Source organism: Paenibacillus sp. FSL R5-0517, from assembly GCF_037974355.1.
Lineage (GTDB): Bacteria > Bacillota > Bacilli > Paenibacillales > Paenibacillaceae > Paenibacillus.
In genome coordinates this window covers 284,941-305,966 of the sequence record NZ_CP150235.1, presented here as the reverse complement: position 1 = coordinate 305,966, position 21,026 = coordinate 284,941, and the positions used below count along the sequence as shown (strand labels likewise).

Annotated in this window: 16 protein-coding genes; 11 read left to right on the top strand and 5 right to left on the bottom strand. The window is 46.7% G+C overall.

Annotated features, from left to right (window positions below; all coding sequences use genetic code 11):
* The first annotated feature begins 58 nt into the window (after positions 1–58).
* Together MKX40_RS01365 and MKX40_RS01360 are read left to right on the top strand one after the other, a co-directional pair.
* Positions 59–1,834 carry an SWIM zinc finger family protein gene (locus MKX40_RS01365; protein ID WP_339239114.1) on the top strand — a complete coding sequence of 592 codons (1,776 nt, stop codon included), beginning with the start codon at positions 59–61 and terminating at the stop codon, positions 1,832–1,834.
* A gap of 5 nt (positions 1,835–1,839) precedes the next feature.
* Positions 1,840–4,860 (top strand): DEAD/DEAH box helicase, encoded by a 3,021-nt coding sequence (locus MKX40_RS01360; RefSeq protein WP_339242868.1) that lies wholly within the window; start codon positions 1,840–1,842, stop codon positions 4,858–4,860.
* A gap of 138 nt (positions 4,861–4,998) precedes the next feature.
* Here MKX40_RS01360 and MKX40_RS01355 read toward each other — a convergent pair whose 3' ends face one another.
* Positions 4,999–5,463, bottom strand: coding sequence for a hypothetical protein (locus MKX40_RS01355; protein WP_339239113.1), 465 nt, complete (start codon positions 5,461–5,463; stop codon positions 4,999–5,001).
* 382 nt (positions 5,464–5,845) lie between these two features.
* On the opposite strand from MKX40_RS01355, the gene MKX40_RS01350 reads away from it, so the two are divergent.
* Positions 5,846–6,529: a type 1 glutamine amidotransferase domain-containing protein gene (locus tag MKX40_RS01350; RefSeq protein WP_339239112.1), complete on the top strand. Its 684-nt coding sequence runs from the start codon at positions 5,846–5,848 to the stop codon at positions 6,527–6,529.
* Between the two features lie 101 nt (positions 6,530–6,630).
* On the opposite strand, the gene MKX40_RS01345 is transcribed toward MKX40_RS01350, so the two are convergent.
* The 4 genes from MKX40_RS01345 to MKX40_RS01330 all read right to left on the bottom strand — a co-directional run bounded on the left by MKX40_RS01345 (position 6,631) and on the right by MKX40_RS01330 (position 12,017).
* Entirely contained in the window at positions 6,631–7,590 is a 960-nt protein-coding gene (locus MKX40_RS01345; RefSeq protein ID WP_339239111.1) for a 2-keto-3-deoxygluconate permease, read from the bottom strand.
* Between the two features lie 6 nt (positions 7,591–7,596).
* Complete coding sequence (locus MKX40_RS01340; RefSeq protein WP_339239110.1) at positions 7,597–9,054, bottom strand: family 1 glycosylhydrolase; 1,458 nt, start codon at positions 9,052–9,054, stop codon at positions 7,597–7,599.
* Positions 9,055–9,104: 50 nt separating this feature from the next.
* The gene (locus tag MKX40_RS01335; protein WP_339239109.1) at positions 9,105–11,033 is read right to left on the bottom strand and encodes a beta-glucoside-specific PTS transporter subunit IIABC; all 1,929 of its coding nucleotides are present in this window, start codon (positions 11,031–11,033) and stop codon (positions 9,105–9,107) included.
* Positions 11,034–11,171: 138 nt separating this feature from the next.
* Positions 11,172–12,017 (bottom strand): PRD domain-containing protein, encoded by an 846-nt coding sequence (locus MKX40_RS01330; protein ID WP_311768645.1) that lies wholly within the window; start codon positions 12,015–12,017, stop codon positions 11,172–11,174.
* A 331-nt stretch (positions 12,018–12,348) separates the two neighbouring features.
* On the opposite strand from MKX40_RS01330, the gene MKX40_RS01325 reads away from it, so the two are divergent.
* The 8 genes from MKX40_RS01325 (at position 12,349) to MKX40_RS01290 (ending at position 20,878) form a co-directional block, all read left to right on the top strand.
* A complete protein-coding gene (locus MKX40_RS01325; protein WP_339239107.1) occupies positions 12,349–12,885 on the top strand; it encodes a sigma-70 family RNA polymerase sigma factor in 537 nt (178 codons plus the stop codon).
* On the top strand, positions 12,869–13,993 hold the full coding sequence (locus MKX40_RS01320) for a DUF4179 domain-containing protein (RefSeq protein ID WP_339239106.1): 1,125 nt from the start codon (positions 12,869–12,871) through the stop codon (positions 13,991–13,993). Before MKX40_RS01325 ends, MKX40_RS01320 begins: the two co-directional genes overlap by 17 nt.
* A gap of 33 nt (positions 13,994–14,026) precedes the next feature.
* The gene (locus MKX40_RS01315) at positions 14,027–14,608 is read left to right on the top strand and encodes a VanZ family protein (protein WP_339239105.1); all 582 of its coding nucleotides are present in this window, start codon (positions 14,027–14,029) and stop codon (positions 14,606–14,608) included.
* Between the two features lie 7 nt (positions 14,609–14,615).
* On the top strand, positions 14,616–14,789 hold the full coding sequence (locus MKX40_RS01310) for a hypothetical protein (RefSeq protein WP_339239104.1): 174 nt from the start codon (positions 14,616–14,618) through the stop codon (positions 14,787–14,789).
* Positions 14,790–14,808: 19 nt separating this feature from the next.
* Positions 14,809–15,441, top strand: coding sequence for a uridine kinase (udk, locus tag MKX40_RS01305; RefSeq protein WP_017691162.1), 633 nt, complete (start codon positions 14,809–14,811; stop codon positions 15,439–15,441).
* Positions 15,442–15,551: 110 nt separating this feature from the next.
* Positions 15,552–15,881, top strand: a complete 330-nt coding sequence (gene csaA, locus MKX40_RS01300) for a chaperone CsaA (RefSeq protein WP_339239103.1) — start codon at positions 15,552–15,554, stop codon at positions 15,879–15,881.
* Positions 15,882–16,217: 336 nt separating this feature from the next.
* Positions 16,218–17,495, top strand: a complete 1,278-nt coding sequence (locus tag MKX40_RS01295; protein ID WP_339239102.1) for an S-layer homology domain-containing protein — start codon at positions 16,218–16,220, stop codon at positions 17,493–17,495.
* 437 nt (positions 17,496–17,932) lie between these two features.
* The gene (locus MKX40_RS01290; protein ID WP_339239101.1) at positions 17,933–20,878 is read left to right on the top strand and encodes a DUF5704 domain-containing protein; all 2,946 of its coding nucleotides are present in this window, start codon (positions 17,933–17,935) and stop codon (positions 20,876–20,878) included.
* The last annotated feature ends 148 nt before the right edge of the window (positions 20,879–21,026 follow it).

Sequence of the window (21,026 nt, the reverse complement as noted above, 5' to 3'; positions counted from 1 at the left end):
ACATCACGTCATCGACGTGGTGATTACTGAACCTATGTTTACCCCAGGAGATGGAATGATGAACATACCGAATAACATGAGGATGGATGATGCGCAGTGGCAACAGTTGATCAGGCAGGTTGCAGAGCATTTTAATAACCTGACGATCATGCGCGGATTCCAATATTATAAACAGAAACGTGTCGGACCATTAACCTATTCCGAACAACAAGGGATCTCGGCCGTTGTACAAGGATCGGAAGAATATGAGGTCACCCTGAGCATGCAATCCCTGTCTACCAGTCATTGTACCTGCCCGGTGAGTTCCGTATGCAAACACATGACGGCAGTCTTGATGAGTTATGCCGAGCAACTGGAGCGACCTGTACATGCGATTGTGAATGCACACTCCAGTACTGCGCTCAAACAAACGACTAAACCCGTCGGGGCCATGTCCGCAGGACGATCCAGCTACGCCGAAGCTGATGAACAACAGGATATGGACATTCAGGACAACCAATACAGTCAGATCAAGGAGCGTGCAACAGAGCTTGCCGCTCTCGAAATCTCGGAATGGCATGAGCTATTCCACTCCTGTCTGAGACGGCTGGGTACCGGCACAGCAAGCACATCCTACGTGCAGGAAGCAACGGACGAGTTATATGCCATTAAGCCAAGGCTGACCGCTGCGATGGACCAACTTTTTGAACTACATGTGCAGCTGCACCTCATACGATTCTGCGTACCGCCGGCTCGTAACTCAATTACGCATACCCCCGTGTACATGAGCTACCCTGCCCAGCTCGCGGTTGATGCACTTTTGAAAGACATTGAACGGATCTTTAGCCATCCGCTAGACTTGTCCGGTCTAAAGGGAAACAAGCTTGAGCAACTTTGGAACAGATTGTCTGAAACCTCAGCTTATTTACGTAAACAGATGATGCCTGAGACAGCAAGCATGATGTTCTTCACTCCGATCTATCGACAACTGTGGTTGAACTGGATCGTACCTGAGCTTCAAGGGTCGCGGGACATGTTAGTGTCGGAACAGACCATCTTAAATGATATAGAGCGCAATCTAACAGCGACTTCAGCACCTTCCCAGTCAGGTGGGAGTGTCTTGGGCAGCGCTCAGAGTAATGGAAGTAGTAGTGATAGACCAAGCAAAGCCGTATCCCTGCCTTTACCACTCGTACTCGCGCAGAGCTGGATGTATTTCCATGTAGGGCAAGACGATCAGGCATGGCAGCGACTCATCCATGGAAGCTCGGCCTATGGTATCCCGCCAGAACATCTGTTGCATTTTCTCCACGTGCTCACAGATGCAGCTGAATGGAAGCGGCTCGGAGATTGGTTGGTACAACTTGGTCCCCTGCTGGCGAATCGGCGTAACACACCTTTGAATGATTACATGCATCTGTGGGACACGGCCATTCAACATCTGCCGGATACAGAGAACCGCATGTGGGACACACTTGTCAGCATGCTCCCCCACTCTCGCCCAGCCTATGAGGATGCCATGCATTCTCGTGGTCAGTGGCGCAGGTGGATTGATTTTCAGCTAAGTACAGGGACAGAACCTCTCGAATTCCGCGTAGCGGTGCTGCAACCGATTGAAAAAGATGCACCTGAACTGTTGCTGCCCTTCTATCATCAGGCGGTGGAGCGTTATATCGGACATAAGAACAGGGACGGATACAAGGCCGCGGTGAAGCTGCTGAAACGCCTGTCCAAAATCTATAAAAAGTTGAAGCAAGAAGCGCACTGGGAGCAATTCATCACCACACTCGCCGTTCGTAACAGTCGGCTGCGCGCCCTGCAGGAAGAGCTTCGGAAAGGTAAACTGATCTCATGAGCTTAATTCATCCATACACTGAAACGATTGAGGTTCACGTCGCTTTAACCGGATATGGCGATGCTTTGTTTTACGGAGCACTCAACACACACCACTTTGTATCGGGACAGTCGCTTAAGCAGCGATTGTTCGCTTGGCATGCACCTTCCTTCTACGGTACCGAACTGGAAGTTCGGCAGATCGAGGAGATTGAGTTGGTTGTTCTGCCTGCAGAAGAAGTCATTCCCTTCTTTGCCGAGATGCACACGCTGCTTCATATTGAATGGAAGTGGGACGAGCAAGCGGAACATCTGATTCGACTGGCTCCTGCACTCGCAGCATCTGTTGAGAAACGCAAATACGTACCCAGCTTTGAGGCCTATCGCGCAGGACAACTTCAGTGGACCTGGGACCCGGACAGCTTGAAAAAGCAGGATCGGGCATCGCTTACCAAAGCGATTCAACAGACGGACGAGAGCTACGCGGAAGGGCTCGGGGCGGCTTACTCTGCCTTCGTATTCCAACGCTGGTACAGTTCGGAGGAAGCTGCGACCGATCTGCGGCGTGAATTTCCGCAGTTGTTCCCAGAGCGCGGTACTCTACCCAAGACAGCCGGAATGGACGCTCAGTCCTGGCTTGTATCCATTGGCTGGAAAGCGGATGCCGCACCATTCAGACCTATGCTGCAATTGCAGGAGCCGGACGAGGATGAGCCAGCTTGGCGGCTGCGACTGGTGTTGCAGAACAAGCTGGATGCCGCCATCTTGGTGCCCGTCATGCTGGATTCACGCGGCAGACTTGAAGGCGAATGGCCAGAGGTATGGACACCGTTCATTCTGGATCGCTCCGCCGGATGGCTGGATCAGCTTCGTGCACATCTGCCACGTCTTGCAAGCTCTATTAGCGGCAGACGGGATGTGCTGAGTGATCCTTTGGAAGATCAGGAAGCCTGGCAGTTCCTTACACAGGATAGCGGCAGGTTGCTGGCAGCAGGTTGGCAAGTCTTGCTCCCGGGTTGGTGGGAAGCAGCCCGGAAGAAGAAACCTAAGCTGCGCGCCAAGGTGAAGCCAGAGGAAGGCAGTGAGCGGGGACAGTCCTTCTTCGGACTGGACTCAATTATTCATTTTGACTGGCGCATTGCGATTGGTGATACGGATCTCAGCGAAGATGAGTTCGCCGATCTTGTGGCCCGTAATGAACGATTGGTTCGCTTCCGTGGAGAATGGGTTCCTCTCGACCCCGACCTGCTGGAACAGATACGTCGTGCCATGGGCGGTGTAGATCGGGAACAAGGACTCTCATTTCAGGATATTCTGCACCTGCATCTGCTGCACAATGAACAGCGGGAATATCGCAACCAGAAATGGAAGGAAGGACAACAAGCCGAGGAAGAGCAGCAACCACAGGATGATCAGAACATTCGGCTGGAAGTAGAACTGAATGAGCACCTGAATCGGGTCATTGCACAACTGGGAGGCGGACAAGGCGGTGCGCCTTCCCTGCCCATTCCTACAGGGCTTCATGCCGAGCTGCGATCGTATCAGAAGGAAGGTTTTGCATGGCTTGGTTTCCTGCGCAGATTCGGCCTTGGGGCATGTCTTGCCGATGATATGGGTCTCGGGAAAACCATACAGTTCATTACGTATCTATTACACATCAAAGAACATGAACCACGTAAGCCAGGACAGGCTCCGGCACTTCTGATCTGTCCAACTTCTGTATTGGGCAACTGGCAAAAGGAGATTAGCCGCTTCGCACCCTCCATTCATGTCAGCCTGCATTACGGAGCACGCCGATTAAGCGGGGAAGAATTCCGGGAGCAAACGGAACAAGTGGACATTATCATCACGTCCTTTGCTACGGCTACACTCGATCAGGAAATGTTGCAGACATATACGTGGTCATGCATCTGCCTCGATGAAGCGCAGAATATCAAAAACGCCCAGACCAAACAGTCCCTGGCCGTCCGCAGCTTCCCGGCAAAACACCGCATTGCCATGACAGGCACACCAATCGAGAATCGGTTGTCCGAGCTGTGGTCGATCTATGATTTTACGAATCCAGGATATCTGGGCAGTGCCCGAGCATTCCAGACTCGCTTTATCAGTGCCATCGAGAAAGACAAGGATGAGCAGCGGATGCAAGATCTTCAACAGCTCGTGAAACCGTTCATGCTGCGCCGCAAGAAAAAAGATCCGAATATCCAGCTTGATCTGCCAGACAAAAACGAGATGAAGACATACATTCACCTTACGGGTGAGCAGAGTGCATTATATGACCAGTCCGTGCAAGCCCTGATGGATAAAATGAAAGAGCTGGAAGGTATCAAACGCAAAGGTGCGATTCTGTCGGCACTAACTCAGCTTAAACAATTGTGTGACCACCCTCTGCTGCTGACAAAAGAAGCTTTGCCGGAGGAACTGCCCGAGGACGGCACATTAACATCTTCTTATGATGTGTACAGCCCGCAGGATATGGCGATGCTGATCAGCCGTTCCGCGAAGCTGGAACGACTGATGGAGCTTGTCCGTGAATTGCGGGATGAGGGCGAGCGATGCCTGATCTTCACCCAATACATCGGTATGGGACAGATGCTGCAACAGGTACTGCGTCAGGAGTTGCAGGAACCTGTGCTGTATCTGCACGGGGGCACCTCTAAGACGGCAAGGGACCGCATGATTGAGGAATTCCAATCCCGAACACTGCCTGAGGACAAGCAGCCGTCCGTCTTCATTCTGTCCATCAAGGCAGGCGGCGTGGGATTGAATCTGACCGCAGCCAATCATGTCTTCCACTTTGACCGCTGGTGGAACCCTGCTGTGGAGAATCAAGCCACCGACCGGGCTTATCGGATGGGTCAGACCAAAGATGTACAGGTGCATAAGTTCATCTCTCTCGGTACATTGGAGGAGCGGATCGACGAGATGTTGGAGAGCAAACAACAACTTAGCGATAACATCATCACAAGCTCCGAGAACTGGATTACGGAACTGTCGACGGACGAGCTGAAGGATCTGTTCACTCGGCGTCGTGACTGGTCGGGGTAACCTGGCAGAAGATTTATAGTACAGGCCAAACCCGGATTTCAGAGAGATAAAACAAATAAAAAACACAAAAAGAGCGAAGTTTCGGAATTAAAATTCCGGCTCCGCTCTTTTTGTATTGTTGCAGTTAATCATCCGTTCTTAACGCATGTTACCGATGATGGATGATCTTGAATCCTGCATTTTTTTGATAAAGTTTGTCATTACGTCAAATGCTTCATTACGCTTGTTGGACAGGGACTGCAGACGAAGCATGTCCATCTGTTGGGAATTGCTTGCAGCATCAATTTGGCCTTTCAGCTTCTGAATAGCTGCTTCATCCCCGTTTTGTTGAGCTATCGACAATTGTGCATTCAAATCTGCAATATAATTGTTACGGTTCTGTACTTCCTGAATTTGTGTCTGCAATTGGGCATCCAATAATTTGGTGCGTTCTTGTTGAACCAACATCAAAGCAGTTTCGATATCCATACTTTGAATATTAGCCATAGAAATACTAGAGATATTCGAATTAGAGATTGTGCTTGCCGAGGCTGAAGAGACGATGGAGACTGCAGCGACAACAGCAACTGCTGTTGAAGCGAAAAATTTACCTGAACGTTTCATTTGTGTTCCTCCGAGTCCCTATGTAATATGTACCAGTTTTTTGTTGGTATCTTCCGCCATTCTAAATCAAAAGAACTAGTTGTTCAATCAAATTATCATCAAATTTGAATTAATTTTGATAACCCTTACACATGCCTACCTCCGCTTACAAATTGAGTAAATTAAAAAGAACATTATAAGTAAACGTGCATTCTTGAGAGCATATTAACTACGACTAGATTGTTCTTTACGCCTACGCTTGAAAGTAACAATGGAGATCGAAGATACGTTCATGATTTTACTTTAGAACATGATTATGTTATGTTTAATAATATATTTTACACAATTTAATTTTGTGATATTTAATATAAATGATGTTATACACTTTACGGGAGGTTTTTATATGAAAAAGATACTGGTTGTACTAACAAACGTAGATAAATACGCAACGAAGGACGAACCTACCGGCTTGTGGCTGAGCGAAGCAACTCACTTTATTGAAGAGTTTGACCATAATGACAATGTTCAGATCGATCTGGTTAGCCCTAAAGGGGGTAACGTACCTCTTGATCCGAAAAGTCTCGGTGACTCCCTGGATGAGAGCACCAAAGCCTATTTCGAGAACGAAACATTCATGAACCAATTGAAGAACACGTTGAAACCTGGCGAAGTGAATGCAAGTGATTATGATGCGATCTACTTCACAGGGGGTCACGGTACAATGTGGGATTTCCCGGACAATGCGGAACTTCAAGAGCTTTCTCGTGAAATCTATGAAAAAGGTGGCGTTGTGTCCGGTGTGTGCCACGGGGTTACAGCCCTGCTGAACGTGAAGTTGTCCAACGGCTTGCTCTTGATCAAAGACAAAACCGTCTCCGGCTTCACGAATGAAGAGGAAGCATTGGCACAACAAACCGAATATGTTCCTTTCCTGCTGGAAGATGCTTTGAGAGAACGTGCCGCACAGTACGATAAAGCTGCTGCCTTCAGCTCTTATGTCACAACAGATGGCCGCGTGGTCACAGGACAGAATCCGCAATCTAGCAAAGCAGTAGCTGAAAGTGTTAAACAATTGCTGGGTCTGTAAAATAAACCGATCGATCCCTCTCCTCCCCCCAGGAGATCATATAGATGTAAAAGCAAAACAGCATGTGATCCGTCATGACCTGACAGAACACATGCTGTTTTTTAATGATTTGCTTTTGTCGAAGCTTCCGTCACTGTTCCTGTAGCCAGTCGCTTCACGATATAAGGCACGGTCACCGATGTCAGGATCACGGCAAACGCAATCTGAGCGATGGCTGTGTCCACATAGGGCGCATATGCCGGATTGAACCCGGCAGCCATTGAAGGTACCACCATAGACAATCCAGCAACCGAACATGTCGCAGCTGCTGCATAACCGGGCCGCCTTAATAACGCACGATCGATTCCAATGAGCGGCAGCATGCAGATCAGCAAAAATAACACCGTGACCAGCAAACCGGATAGACTGGATTGAAATGCAATGCGCAGATCAATATTGGACCCAAAGCTTGTGCCCAGGAAAGGCAGCAGAATCAGTGTTCCCGGAGCGAACATCTTCTGTATATTACTGTCCAGATTGCCAAGCAATATGCCGATGAAGAAAGGCACCAGGGTAGCAAGGACACTGAGGTAATCGATACCGACCCCACTTGCCGAATTCAATATCATAACCGGAATAACCGGTACGGCAATCAGATTCAGAATGCCAAACGCGGCACGATCCACATCATCTCCATACGTATTCATCAAGGCCAGATATAAACCCGGATTACAACTGGTCAGAACAGCAATGAAAGCTACCGCAGACACGCCTCCAACCCCACTAATGCCAAAAAAGTGTACAAACGCCCAGCCGAACAGACAGCTGATAAGAATACGTGAAATACAAAGTACCCCTGCTCTTTTCAAGGTCACCAGAAGCTGTGACAGATTGAGCTGTGTTCCGGACACGAGCAAAATCATGCCAATCAGCACCATGGTACCTTTCGATGTGAATAGTGCTGTCGTTGGATCTCCGATCTGAAACAACGATGGAAACACCGTGTTGACGACCGCGGCGGCAAGCATGGGAACAATCAGCAAGCCGCCGGGAATTTTTTTGATTCGGCCCAGAATATTCATGACCTGTTACAGTTCTGCTCCGTTGGTACGGATCACATTCTGATACCAGAAGAACGAATCCTTCCGATATCTTTGCAGCGTACCATTACCGTAATCATCCTGATCCACGTAGATAAATCCGTACCGTTTGCTCATCTCGGAAGTCCCTGAACTGATCATGTCAATGGGTCCCCACATCGTGTAACCCAATACTTCGACCCCATCCGCAATGGCGAGTCCCATCTGTTCAATATGTTTGCTCAGAAAATCAATTCGGTAGGGGTCGTTGATCGTTCCGTCCTCATTCAGCTTGTCGTAGAAGCCTGAGCTGTTCTCCAGAATGAAGACCGGTTTTTGATATCGATCATAGACGAGATTCAACGTATACCGCAGGCCAATGGGATCAATCTGCCAACCCCACTCGTTTGCAGGCAAATGCGGGTTTTTGTAGACACTGTGTACGTTCCCGGCTGTTAATTCAAGTTGTTCGGTATCACTACTGGATATCATGGAGTTGTAATACGACATCCCCACGAAGTCAGCTGTATGTGCGCGAATATTATCCAGATCACCGTCCTCGATGTTCAACTGGATCTGCTTATTTTTGAAATACGTTTTACTATAATAAGGATACTCGCCTTTATTGAGCACATCCAGATAGAATTGATTTTTCATCTGATCATCCTGCTGCATCTGAAGTGCATCCTCCGGCTTGCATGTGTACGGGTACGTTGTAAAATAAGCCACCATACTTCCGATCTGGTTATTCGGATCAATCTCATGAGCCATCTTGGTTGCTCTGGACGCTGCTACAAATTGATGGTGCAGCCCTTGGAACAGCATTTCCTCATAATTCGGCGCATCATAATCAATGATTCCCAGCGTCTTGGCCGATGCCTTCACGCTCATGTTGATCTCGTTGAACGTCACCCAATATTTCACTTTGCCCTTGTAGCGCTTGAACAGCACATCACAATAGTTTACATATAGATCAATCAACTTGCGGTTGTACCATCCTCCGAACTTGTCCATCAGTACAATCGGTGTATCAAAGTGGCTGATGGTAATCAGGGGCTCCATGCCCTGTTTTAGACATTCATCAATAACCTGATCATAGAACTCCAGTGCCTTTTCATTCGGAGCAGCATCGTCGCCACCTGGAAATACTCTGGCCCATGAAATGGAATAACGGAATACTTTGAAGCCCATCTCGGCGAACAAGGCGATATCTTCACGGAAAGAATGATAGAAATCAATCCCCCGGCGCTTTGGATATTTAATCGTATCCGGGTCATTCCTGGCCTCTTCAATCATCTCCCAATTCACCCTGATCTGCTTGGTCACCTTGCGGTCGTTCTTCTCATTAAACTTCATCACTTCTGGAATGGTTAGGCTCTTGCCATCAACATTATAAGCACCTTCAGCCTGACAGGCAGAAAGCGCCCCGCCCCACAAAAAATCTTTTGGAAAATTAGAATGAGTCATTTTAGTTTCCTCCTGTTATTACGTGTTGTTTAAATGGTTTATTTAACGTTCTAGGGGATTAGCTTGATCAGCGCCTCACTCTCCCGGATCGGGCCGCTGGTCGCTGTAGTCAGCACGTCCCCATACTGTTGCATGTTGGTCACCACAATGGATGTAATGGTGTTATAACCTGCTGTCGTAATGCCCTCTGGATCAAACTCTACCAATAAATCGCCAGCCTTGATGGTCTGTCCCTGTTCGATATGGGCGGTAAAATATTTGCCTTTGAGGCTGACGGTGTCTACCCCGATATGAATGAGGATCTCGACACCATTCGCCGCCTTCAATCCGATGGCATGTTTGGTACGATAAAGGGCCTCGACTACTCCGTCAAATGGAGCATATACCTTGCCATCTGTCGGAACAATCGCAATACCTTTACCCATTAACTCTTGGGCAAATGCCTGATCTTCCACTTCAGAGATCGGTTTGATCTCCCCTGTCATCGGACTAACGATAAGCATGTCAGCAGATGTGGATGTCTGTGTTGATGCGGATGCTGGAGTTACCTCTGTGGCAGCAACGGTTGGATTGCTATTTACTCCACCAGTGGTTTGCTGCTTCAACTTGGCTCCTTCTGCATCTTCCTTGATGCCTGCCATCAGCGTGAAGACAAAACCGAGTACAACGGCGGCAATACAACCAATAACAACATACATGTAACGATCAGATGAATACGTACCAATTGCCAATACACCTGGAAGTGAAATAGCGTTCGCTGTGGTATGCACCAAGCTGTAGAATCCACCGACTAATCCACCTGCAAGACAACCTGCGAAAAAAGGACGTTTATATTTGAGTGTTACACCATAGATCGCCGGCTCGGTGATCCCGAACAACGCGGTGAATCCACTCGAAGCAGCCGCTGATTTCATCGTTTTGCTCTTTGTCAGTACAAACACACCGAAGGCTGCTCCAGCCTGAGCCAAATTCGCTGCCAGTGCCGTTGGTAACAGCACGGTTGCACCCAGTGTAGCCACTTGTTGAACCTGAATAGGCATGATGGCATAGTGCATACCGAACATGACCATAATCGGTTTGAAAAATCCAAGAATCGCACCAGCAAGGACACCTGCGGTTGAGAACAATGAATTAATGCCATTGGTCAACCAGTCACCGATATATGAACCTACTGGACCAAGCACGATTAGTTCCACTGGAATCATAATGAACAAAACAATCATTGGGGTAAGCAGGACCTGTAGAAACTTGGGAATCACTCGATTGACGATTGGATACACATAACTCATAATCCATACCGCCAAAATGATTGGAATGACGGAAGAGGAATATTTCATCAACAGAATCGGCAAGCCGAGAAAATCAATACGGTTTACACCCGTCTCAGCAATCTGAGCCGCAGCGTTCAAAATGGTTGGATGCATGAGTCCCGCAGCGAGAGCTACCGCCAAATAGGGATTCGTTTTGAAACGGTTTGCTGCACTAACTGCCAGGAAGAATGGCATGAAGTAGAAAATACAGTCCCCGATCATGTTAATGATCGTTAGGAATCCAGAGCCTTCCAAGTAACCCATGGCAGTTATAACGGTGGCTAAACATTTGATCATCCCGCAACCAACGAGTGCTGGCAGAACAGGCGTGAAGATACCTGCAATGGTTTCAAGCACGACATTGACGGGGTTACGTCTCTTTTTCGGTCCACTATCTGCAGACTCCATAAGTTCGCCAATATGGTCAGAGGTAAGATTTTTCATTTCACTGTAGACTGCATCTACCCTGGCACCGATGACAACCTGAATCTGCCCCCCGGAATTCTGTGCCTTAAGCACGCCTTCGAGCTGATCCAGCGCCTTGAGGTCTGCTTTGTGATCATCCTTCAGTACAAATCTCAAACGGGTTGCACAGTGTGTCAGACCCGATATATTTTGCTCGCCGCCAACGAGATCAAGTACGTTTTTAGCCAATTCTTTGTTGTTCATGACTCTTCTCCTCTACATCAATAAATTGGATATATAAAAAATGACCAAGCCGGGGAATCGTCATTCCCTACGCTTGGTCATGCCTGATCGAATCAGTAACAGTCCAATATGGATTATTCGGTTAGTTCCTTCACTAGTTCATTCCGTTGGTTCATTTGAGATCAATCGTTGAATATGCAAAATCAAATATAATTTTTCATCATCCGAACAGGTCCAGCCATAGTTATTTTTCAGGAAATCCGCAATCTTCTCCACACAAGCGAGTTCCTTCGGAAACTTCTCCTTCACCATCAGGAAAAGCGATTCATTCTCGTCTTTGAGCGATTTACCGCTCATCTGCCTCAGAATGAAATACCGAATATGTGTGGCAAAACGCATGAAATGGATGGAATCCTCTTGAAAGTCAATTTTGAGCGCATACTTGATCACGGACAGGATCTCGCCCGTAACTGTGGTTACCTTGGTGGTATCACTCATCTCTCCAGAGCCCACCTGGGCATTAACAAAATGCAGAGCAATCAGTGTTGTTTCGGCTGTCGGCAGAGCGATATCCGTTTTTTCCTGAATCAGCTTCAGCGCAGCCTCCCCCACCCGGGTCTCGTCCGGATAGAGTGTCCGCACTTCCCATTCCAGCGGATTTTTGATACGGATGCCTTCTTTGGTTCGGGTTAATGCAAAACTGATATGGTCAGACAGGGTGAGAAGCAGATTCGGGTTAAATGTTTTATTCAGGATCTGACTGCCCAGCTTGATGACTTCCTCCGCGAGATAAATATCCTCAATTGGAATACTGTTCAGCAGATCATACATCCGAATGTTCTTCGGAGCTACGAATATTTTTTCCACCAAGTCCGTCTCCGTCAGCTCATAAGGCGTTTTCAGAAATCCTACACCCTTACCTACAACAAATACCTCTTCGTTATGTTCATTAATAGCAATGGCCACGTTATTGTTTACTTTCTTGATAACCTTCAATGTTCTCACCCCCCAACAAAAATAAAAAAAGACCGAAAGCGATTACAGTTAAGCAATCGAATTCGGTCATGCCTGGTTTCCCCAGTAACAGTCCGTGTTATGAATATAAGTTTATTATAGTGCTGTTTTTGAAAAAGTCAATCATGCAATCTTCAGGATAAATCAACCTTTCTTAGCATTGAAGGGATCGTAGAGAACCGATACGTCATATATAACAACGCTCTTTTTTAAAAATTATAAAAAGAAAATGTGACCATATGCCCCGCCCGCCAGTCTAATTCATATCAAAACCAGCCAAGTGCTGACTTCATTCCTCCCAATACGAAAGGAGCTGTTATCCATGGATTCAACCGATCTCGTTAACCAGGCCATCCAAGGAGATCGTGAAGCCTTTATCCGGCTTATTCGAGACATTGAGAACGCTTTGTACAATACAGCAAAATCCATGCTGCGAAAAGAGGAGGACGTGGCCGATGCCATTCAGGAGACCATTCTGAACGCATATAAATCGGTGCCCACGCTCCGGGAACCCCGGTATTTCAAAACCTGGCTGTTTCGGATCCTCATCAATGAATGCAACACGATCCTGTCCCGCCGCTCTCTATCCACCGCTTATGCGGAGGTACCTTCAGAAAAGCGGGAGCATTCTAGTCCCTACGATGAGGTCGATATGCGAGAAGCAGTAGACCGACTGGAGGAATCGAAACGAATTGTAGTCGTTTTGCATTATTTTGAGGACCTATCCCTGCGTCAAGTCGCCGATGCGCTGAATATTTCCGAAAGTGCAGTGAAAATGAGACTTACTCGGGCAAGGCAGGAGTTATATCAAAAATTCAAAAATTTTCGGGAGGTAAACTTACATGTCAAACCCGTTTAATATCGATCAGGAATTAAAGAACCAAGCGAAGGAGCGTCCTCTGATGTCTGAACTTGTGCGTAACCGGATTGATGCCACACTGGACTCTCTGCCGGCTTCCCCAAACACATTAAAAACCGAACAAAATTTGCGCTCCAGTCGCCGGAACAAGCGATGGAACAAGGCTGCAGCTGCGACGATCGCAGCCGGAGTATTGGGCGTGACCGTATTTGCATCCGGCTTTGTGTCACCGGCCATGGCCGCCTCCTTGCGCAACATCCCACTTGTAGGAAGCCTCTTCAGCTCAATCGAAGCCGATATGGGTCTGCGAACGGCGGGCAACGACGGCTTGACTACCCCTGTTAACAGCAAGGTCGCTTACCAGGATGTGAAGCTGGAAGTCCTTGAAACGGTTTATGATGGTACCCGTGCTGCATTCCTGGTTCATTTCACTGCGCCGAATCTGAATCAGGGTGAATATGACAATGGCAAGGACATTGTGAAACTGAGCAGTGGTATTGAGAATGTCTTTTTCAAAGTCGACGGGTCCCTCTCGGATAGCGGTATGTTCTATAGTTCGGTAGGAGAAACGCAGCCGAATACACTGCTCTTTGAGCAGGTCATTTCCTCCGATCAGGGAACGGCACAATTGCCGGATCAGTTCGAGGCGAAGGTTCAATTGACGTTGCAAGGCATCGATCATGAGTTCGAGTTGACGGTTCCTTTTGCCAAATCAACAGAAAACGTTCATCAGGTTCTGCCTAACACAGCCATGACCAACGATGTGTATACAGCCGCTGTTACGGAAGCGGAGGTTACCCCTGTCACCACCCGCTTAACTACCGTGATTGGGTTGAACGATAAGAGTACACTTACGGCAAAAGAGGAAGAACAGCTGCGTCACATCGGATTCGCCGTCTATGATGATCAGGGGCGGCAGCTAACCGCTCTCAGCGGCGAAGGTCTATACGAGGGGAACCAACTGAAATCGGAACGCATATATGCCACAACTGCCAAGGATGTAAAATATCTGATAGTGAAACCTTTCAAGATCAAGGATGATTTTACGGAAGAGGTTAAAGACACTCAATTCATCAAGGGAATGGAAATGAAGATTCAGCTTCAATAGCCTGATCTCATTTCCTGGTGAAGGAGCCATCGCATGTCCATCCAATATTCAATCTCATCTCCCATCGTACTTGGTCCATTATTCGTTCTGGTCCTGCTCGCCCTGATGCTCCATGCCAGGGTGAGCAAAACCAGATATACGGTCAGACAATATGTGTCGATGCTCACATTTTCCATATATATGTTGAGCGTTATGCACTTTGTATTTTTCCCTATCGACGTGAACATCGGAATCTATGCCAATCAGACCCCATGGTATCAAAGCATTCAATGGATTCCGCTTCTGACTGCAGATGCACCAAGCTTTCTCCTCAACATTGTGCTGTTTATGCCACTGGGGTTCATGCTTCCTTTCATCAAGCCTTGGATTCACTCGATACGAACAGCAGCATTCGCAGGATTGAGCGTAAGTTTCCTCATCGAAATAACACAGTTGCTGCTCCGAGCAACCTTAGGCAACGGTCGCAGCACCGATCTGAACGATTTGATAGCCAATACAACAGGATGTGTTCTTGGTTATGTCATCCTGAATATGTTCACAAAAAGTTCCATCGGACAGCGCCTGCTGGCCCTATGGGAGTCACCACGGGGAGTATCATCCAAAGATATGCAGTAAAATGAATATGAACAAGCATAAAGCCCCTGAAGGCAAAACATGGTCCATGCACCAAGATGAAAAAAGCCGTCTGCTATGGTACAATGAAGGAATTGTGTATTCAGAGACAGACATGTGGATAAAGGCCATGAACGAAGGATTTCTGATGCGCTTTTATCCATTCATCATGCTGCCATTTTAGGGAGGCTTATGGAACAACCATGCTCATTATTGGTATCGCCGGAGGAACCGGCTCCGGTAAAACGACGGTAGCTCGCTCCGTCATCGACCGTCTGGGATCAGGTAAAGTCACGTTTATATCCCAAGACAATTATTACAAAGACCAGTCGCAGCTCACACCTGAGCAACGCCGACTCACCAATTACGATCACCCATTTGCATTCGATAATGATCTGTTGATTGAGCATCTCACTTTGTTGAAAAAAGGCCAAGCGGCGTATGCTCCCGTATATGACTTCACCATAGATAATCGTGCTGCCAATGAGACGGTTGAACTGGCACCGAACCATATTGTCATTGTAGAAGGATTGCATGTGCTGATTGACGAACATCTTCGCAGTCTGATGGACATCAAAGTATTTGTTGATACCGACTCCGATGTGCGCATCCTGCGCAGAGTACTGCGGGACATTGAAGAGCGCGGACGCACGATCCAATCCGTGTACAAACAATATCTCGAAACGGTAAAACCGATGCACGATGCTTTTATCGAGCCATCCAAAAAGTATGCCGATATCATTATTCCAGAAGGCGGACATAATGAAGTAGGTATTCAGATGTTATCCATCCTCACCGAGAAATATCTCACCGGGGAAAATTGGAACGGCGCTTAATTTGCTGCAAAGCAGCACAACAGAAATCCAGGTTACGATACCGCGTAATCTGGATTTTTTGTTAATTATTCATTTATAATAATCCCATAATTGAAAGGAGATCTCTCCCTATGGCTACTTTTGAAGAGTTCATGCAGCATGACATCCGGGTTGGTACAGTGGTGGAAGCCGAACCCTTCCCCAAAGCTCGCATACCCGCTATTAAAATGACAATTGACTTCGGACCACTTGGTCTTAAACGCTCCAGTGCTCAGATTACCCAACGATATACGCCTGACATGATCATCGGCAAACAAGTTGTTGCTGTAGTTAATTTCCCACCTCGCCGGATTGCGGGTTTTGTCTCTGAAGTACTTGTGCTGGGCGGCGTGCCGGGTGAAGGCGATGTAGTCTTGCTCACACCAGATAGCACATTGCCTAATGGAACACCGATAGCCTGACTTTATATTGAATAAGAAGATATGGGCTTTTCAAATGTTTGGAAATCGAGTATTCTTGATGTATTGATGGTTTATGAAGGAACTACATATGTTAAAGACCTTAAAGCATAAGGCTATGAATCTGCGGATTCGTGGCCTTTTTTTGTGTTTTTTTGAGGGAATATAGGTCTGGAGAATTAGTAAGAGTGGTGTGGAGGGGAGAAAACATATTGATAAATCATACCAACAGCCTAGTATTACATGGTAGAATATTCATTAATATCACAAATTTAGTATCTAGTAACCTAAATCGTACATACCAAATACAACAAACGACAATGGAGAGGAGTAAGATTCATGAAAAAAATGATGATTTCCGGCGCAACGGCATTGGCTATATTAACAGGGGGGATCGTAGGTTTTGGAGCCATTGGCAATCCTGTAGAAGCTGCACAAGCTACAACTACATTCAAAGACGTTCCGGCTACACACTGGGCATCGTCAGCGATTAATTCGGCCGTGGAACAAGGTTATTTCAAGGGGTATGCTGACGGGACATTTAAACCAAGTTCACCGGTTACCAAAGCTGAAATGGCAAGTATCCTGGGCCGTTTATCCGACCAGCCCAATGCATTGACTCAGGAACAAAATAATTTCACGGACATACCTGAGTGGGCAAAAAGTGGTGTCTCTACGGCTATTGCAAAAGGTTTTATCAGCCCTTCTCATTACAAGGGAAAATTGGATGCACAAGGTGCTCTTCAACGAGGCGAGATGGCTACTTGGCTGACGCAAGGGCTAACCGTGGTTGATCCTGAGTACAAACAAGCACTCTCTGATGTGACCAACACCGTTGTGCCTGCAAAGGAATATTTCACAGGTAAACTCGCAAGCGCACAAAAAAATGCAGTCGCTGTTGCACTGGGAACGGGACTGATGAGTGTAGCAAACGATAAAACATTTGGTGTCGATCGTACGACAACAAGAGCTGAAGTAGCTGTATTGATCGCCCGTTATGCAGCAGTTGCGAAGACAAAACCTGCTGATTTTCAGGGGCTGAATGAGCTGCGAGCGGTGGGCTTGACGGGAACGAATCTGAGTATTATTGCGCCATCTTACAAAAAAACGCCTGAGAAAAAGGTTGGACCCGACGTTGACTACAGTGAGGTTACAGACGACTTCTCGAAAGTTCGTAATAAAAATATTATTACAGATACTAAATATGCCGATCTCAAGATAAAAAATTGGATTATTGTTAATACCTTTGCAAAGGGTTCTGAAAGGAGTATTTATTACCCGGTTTTTGTAGATGAGGGATACACCTTGGTACGAGGAGCTTATTATTCTTTTGCGGAACTTGAATTGAACGTGAAAAGTACTACCATGAATGCACTACAAGCGGGAAGTTTACTTAATTCAGCAACAATTAATCCTATGAATTCTCCAACTTCGAAAGCCTTTGCTGCATATGCTGGTCCCGTAATTAATGATTTCACAAAAACTAGAGGTGTATTCGCTGTTAATAATCCAGTCTACTGGAGTAGAGGACTCTTACATTTTGATAAAGAACTTACTTTTGCTGTCAGTCTTGTGACCAAAGAAGGACCCGCTTACAGCGTAATAGCCACAGATTAGAGGGATTATATTTGAAGGGAAAAAAAGCTGTTAAAAAAATGGCGTTGTTCGTGTTATCACTCGTATTACTTGTATCATCAGTAACTCAGGCCTCTGCAGGTGGAGGACCTGGAATTAAACCGGAAATAAACACATCCCATATGGAGCCTTCTACACCAGCGAAGTCACAAAAAAAGGTGATCCCTGTTGAAGGGAAAAAGAAAACCAATATAGGTGTATATATTTACCAAATTGACAATCTAAAATGGAAGGTTGATGGCCAGTGCAATAACATCGAGCTAGAAAACGATCCCACCAAAAATCTTCCGGTATCTTCAACAATCTGTGTTGACCTTGATTTGAATAAAGATGTTTATATTCCGACTGAGTACTTTGATAAAGGAGGTGAAGCACATTCTTCTACGGAAATAACTGATAAATCTAAAGAACCTCACTACATGGATAATACAGCTTACTATGAGCCAGGGCTGCCCATCTTGGTTTCTGTTGAATCATTTACAGGTCGTAACACAAAATTCACCACTCAAATTGGTGGTGCTATTCCACCTATCAAAACGGAAGAATATTACCCTTCCAAATGGAATGCTGACTATCAATTCAACACAGATTTATATTGGCGGGCCGTTGCTGAAATAACCAAAGAGATCAACCTCTCCGCTGGAGGTCAACTTAGCTTGAACCAGTCCAAACAATTGAATGCAACCGTCAAAACCAAAAATGGAGATGGAAACTTTGGAGCAGAGACCAATGTGAATACCGGCAGCGGTGGTACAACGACTTGGGAATCTTCCAATCCTGGTGTCGCTACGGTTAGTAACTCCGGATTAGTTCAAGCCGTCAGCAGAGGAACAACAACTATCACCGTATTGTGGAAGAAGGATGATTTTGAGCTAACTACCACAACCAACATTGGCGTTGAAGAAGATCCGGGCCCTGGAGGTGATGGTGACGGTAACGGGGGCGGTGGTGGAGGTTGCACACCAACGATTGGACCACCTTCAGGTGGAACCATCATGAGCATGAATGATCTCGATCCAAATGCCAACGGAGTTATTAAGTCAGATAACAGAGATAATGAGACATTCAATGTATTAAAAGGAATCCCTACTTCCGAATCACTCTACACAAATGCCTTTGCTGACAATTATCTATTTAAACATGCCTGGGCGAAAATGAGCGGTAAAGTTACATACAACTGTAATGTCACCATCTCGTACGACAGAGAGTGGACAGTACCTGGACCAGAGGAATGTGATGATGATGGTTGTAGACCAGGGACACCTGTACCTGCGAACGACACGGTACCCAAGCCATACAACTTCCAAATCACAAGAGACTACTCCTACTGGAAAATTAATAACTTGGAAGTATACAAGATCGCTAAAGCAACCATGAACAATTACGCTTTGCCCGGTGAGACCGTTACGATGAATCCATCAGGTTACACACCACCAACACTGGAGTCTAAAAATGATGAATCCGTAGAAAGCCATGTACGACCAGGGCAAACCACTTCAATCTCATATGCTCCACCCAAACTTACAGGAGGCTTGAACTCTCCACCCAGTGTACCTGATGATACATCACGGTTAAAAGGGATGGCTGAAACAAACACACCTCAAAGTAAAGTGAATAATGATTTGGTGAAGTTCAACAACACAACCATTATGAATGATGTAGAAGCAACCAAGGATGGACCAACGCCATCCAACATTCCCAATCCAACGACGATTGGTCGCGATGTCTTGTACAAACCGGGGAACATGATCAGCAATTCCCTGTTGAATAAAGCCAGCACAACGAGTTCGGGCGAGATCTATTATGATTTGCTACCCGGTAACGTGAACGGTGGTGCCAATAAAATATTGCCGATTAATGGTATCAACACCGTTACAGTTCACACCCCTGTTGTTAACTACGCCTGGGTGTCGGATGATCAGCCACATAATCAGAAAACGATACCGGACGCAACCAGCGCCGCACTCATTTTGGAACGTCCATTCATTGTGCGAATCCCTACATCAGGACAGCACTTGGATGCAGCAAGTTATCCCGGTTATGGGAATCGGGACTATGCCAAATATTTTCGAATTAAACAGGTGCAATTCCCGTTTGATGTCTACAACGCAGACCGGAGTCAGTTTATTCCCGCCAAGACATGGGTCGATATTCCGGTCAATCAACTGGATACCACATTCTATCTCCCTGTGTGGGTAGACGAAGGGAAATATCATATTACATTCCGCAATATTGCAGAGAATGCGCCTGCAAACTTTACCGAGCAACAGGATGCCAATACTAATCTGGCGCATCATGTTGCAGCAGACACCGTGCCGGTAGATGTCATCGGAAGGTTATATGATTTTCACGTCACGGATATCTCTGATTACAACTGGGAAAATGTATTTCGCAAGCGACTGGGCAGTCCCGAATCAACGGGCCTTAGCTACTGGGCTGGAATGAATAGCATCGATGGTGATCCGCGGGGTAACCTGGCTCCATTTGTATTACCCATTCGACCAGGAATCCATCCAGTGCAGGGATTCGCTAACGCAACTGTAAAGACAGGGTACCATTTCAAGTTCGATCTGAAGACCAAGGGCAATATGTTTGGCAAACAGGATGGTATTCGAATTACACCCACTTTTGCTTTTGTGAGTAAAGACGGTTCTTCCCGGCAAGAAGTAGATCTGTACTATCATCGAGGCCAGGAACGCCTGATTCGCATTGGATCGGCACAGGATCTGGAGAAACGATTTGTTGTCCTGAACTCACGTCTTCGGAATGTTCCCGGCACAGAGTTAGGCGATACCGCACGTTATCAGTATACTTATGAACTGTCAGCGGAAGAACGCAACCAGCGTACGTTGGCGGAACATATGGTTCACCTGGTCGATCAGACTTCCCATCAAAAAACATGGGTGGGTCGTTATGACTGGATGATCCTGTCTGCTCCAATTCGGACACTCATTGGACCCAAAACGGACATTCCTTCCGGGGTCAATGTAGACCGGGCTAATGCAGCAATCCAGCGCTGGTACGGGGAGTACAGCTTGCCTGCGGATGTATATGCCGTACCAAAAGGTATTGATCTGGAGCCCCTCGCCCGACAGAATCAGCTGGATGAGAAATCGAATATTTTTCTGAAGAATGGTTATATCGTGGTGAACTTCAATATGGAGAGCTTGCGGAATGGAACTACAGAGACACCCCATCTGCAATACATTCATGCACCATTGATGAATCAGTGGCAGATGGAAGGTTTCAACAAAACGCCATCAGACGTCCAAGGCAGAACCTGGCCTCTGAAGGATGGTGATATTGTCTTTTACCATGCTGATCAGTCCAGCCGGAATGATTTCCAATCCCAGGTACCACACTAGTTCGGGATCACCCAATAAAAAACAATCACGTCCCAACTACACACAACGTTCCTGTTATACCACAAAAGGGTTACCCTAAAAGTCATCTGTGAACTTCTGGGGTAACCCTTTTCGCATCATTCTATTGATATAATCTAATCAGACCATG

Excerpts from the sequence above, each read along its gene's own strand:
- MKX40_RS01355 (WP_339239113.1), bottom strand. The coding sequence starts at position 5,463 with ATGAAACGTTCAGGTAAATTTTTCGCTTCAACAGCAGTTGCTGTTGTC.
- MKX40_RS01335 (WP_339239109.1), bottom strand. The coding sequence starts at position 11,033 with ATGAACAACAAAGAATTGGCTAAAAACGTACTTGATCTCGTTGGCGGC.
- csaA (WP_339239103.1), top strand. The coding sequence starts at position 15,552 with ATGGCTACTTTTGAAGAGTTCATGCAGCATGACATCCGGGTTGGTACA.
- MKX40_RS01345 (WP_339239111.1), bottom strand. The coding sequence starts at position 7,590 with ATGAATATTCTGGGCCGAATCAAAAAAATTCCCGGCGGCTTGCTGATT.
- MKX40_RS01365 (WP_339239114.1), top strand. The coding sequence starts at position 59 with ATGAACATACCGAATAACATGAGGATGGATGATGCGCAGTGGCAACAG.
- MKX40_RS01340 (WP_339239110.1), bottom strand. The coding sequence starts at position 9,054 with ATGACTCATTCTAATTTTCCAAAAGATTTTTTGTGGGGCGGGGCGCTT.
- MKX40_RS01325 (WP_339239107.1), top strand. The coding sequence starts at position 12,349 with ATGGATTCAACCGATCTCGTTAACCAGGCCATCCAAGGAGATCGTGAA.
- MKX40_RS01350 (WP_339239112.1), top strand. The coding sequence starts at position 5,846 with ATGAAAAAGATACTGGTTGTACTAACAAACGTAGATAAATACGCAACG.
- udk (WP_017691162.1), top strand. The coding sequence starts at position 14,809 with ATGCTCATTATTGGTATCGCCGGAGGAACCGGCTCCGGTAAAACGACG.
- MKX40_RS01290 (WP_339239101.1), top strand. The coding sequence starts at position 17,933 with ATGGATAATACAGCTTACTATGAGCCAGGGCTGCCCATCTTGGTTTCT.
- MKX40_RS01315 (WP_339239105.1), top strand. The coding sequence starts at position 14,027 with ATGTCCATCCAATATTCAATCTCATCTCCCATCGTACTTGGTCCATTA.
- MKX40_RS01320 (WP_339239106.1), top strand. The coding sequence starts at position 12,869 with ATGTCAAACCCGTTTAATATCGATCAGGAATTAAAGAACCAAGCGAAG.
- MKX40_RS01310 (WP_339239104.1), top strand. The coding sequence starts at position 14,616 with ATGAACAAGCATAAAGCCCCTGAAGGCAAAACATGGTCCATGCACCAA.
- MKX40_RS01295 (WP_339239102.1), top strand. The coding sequence starts at position 16,218 with ATGAAAAAAATGATGATTTCCGGCGCAACGGCATTGGCTATATTAACA.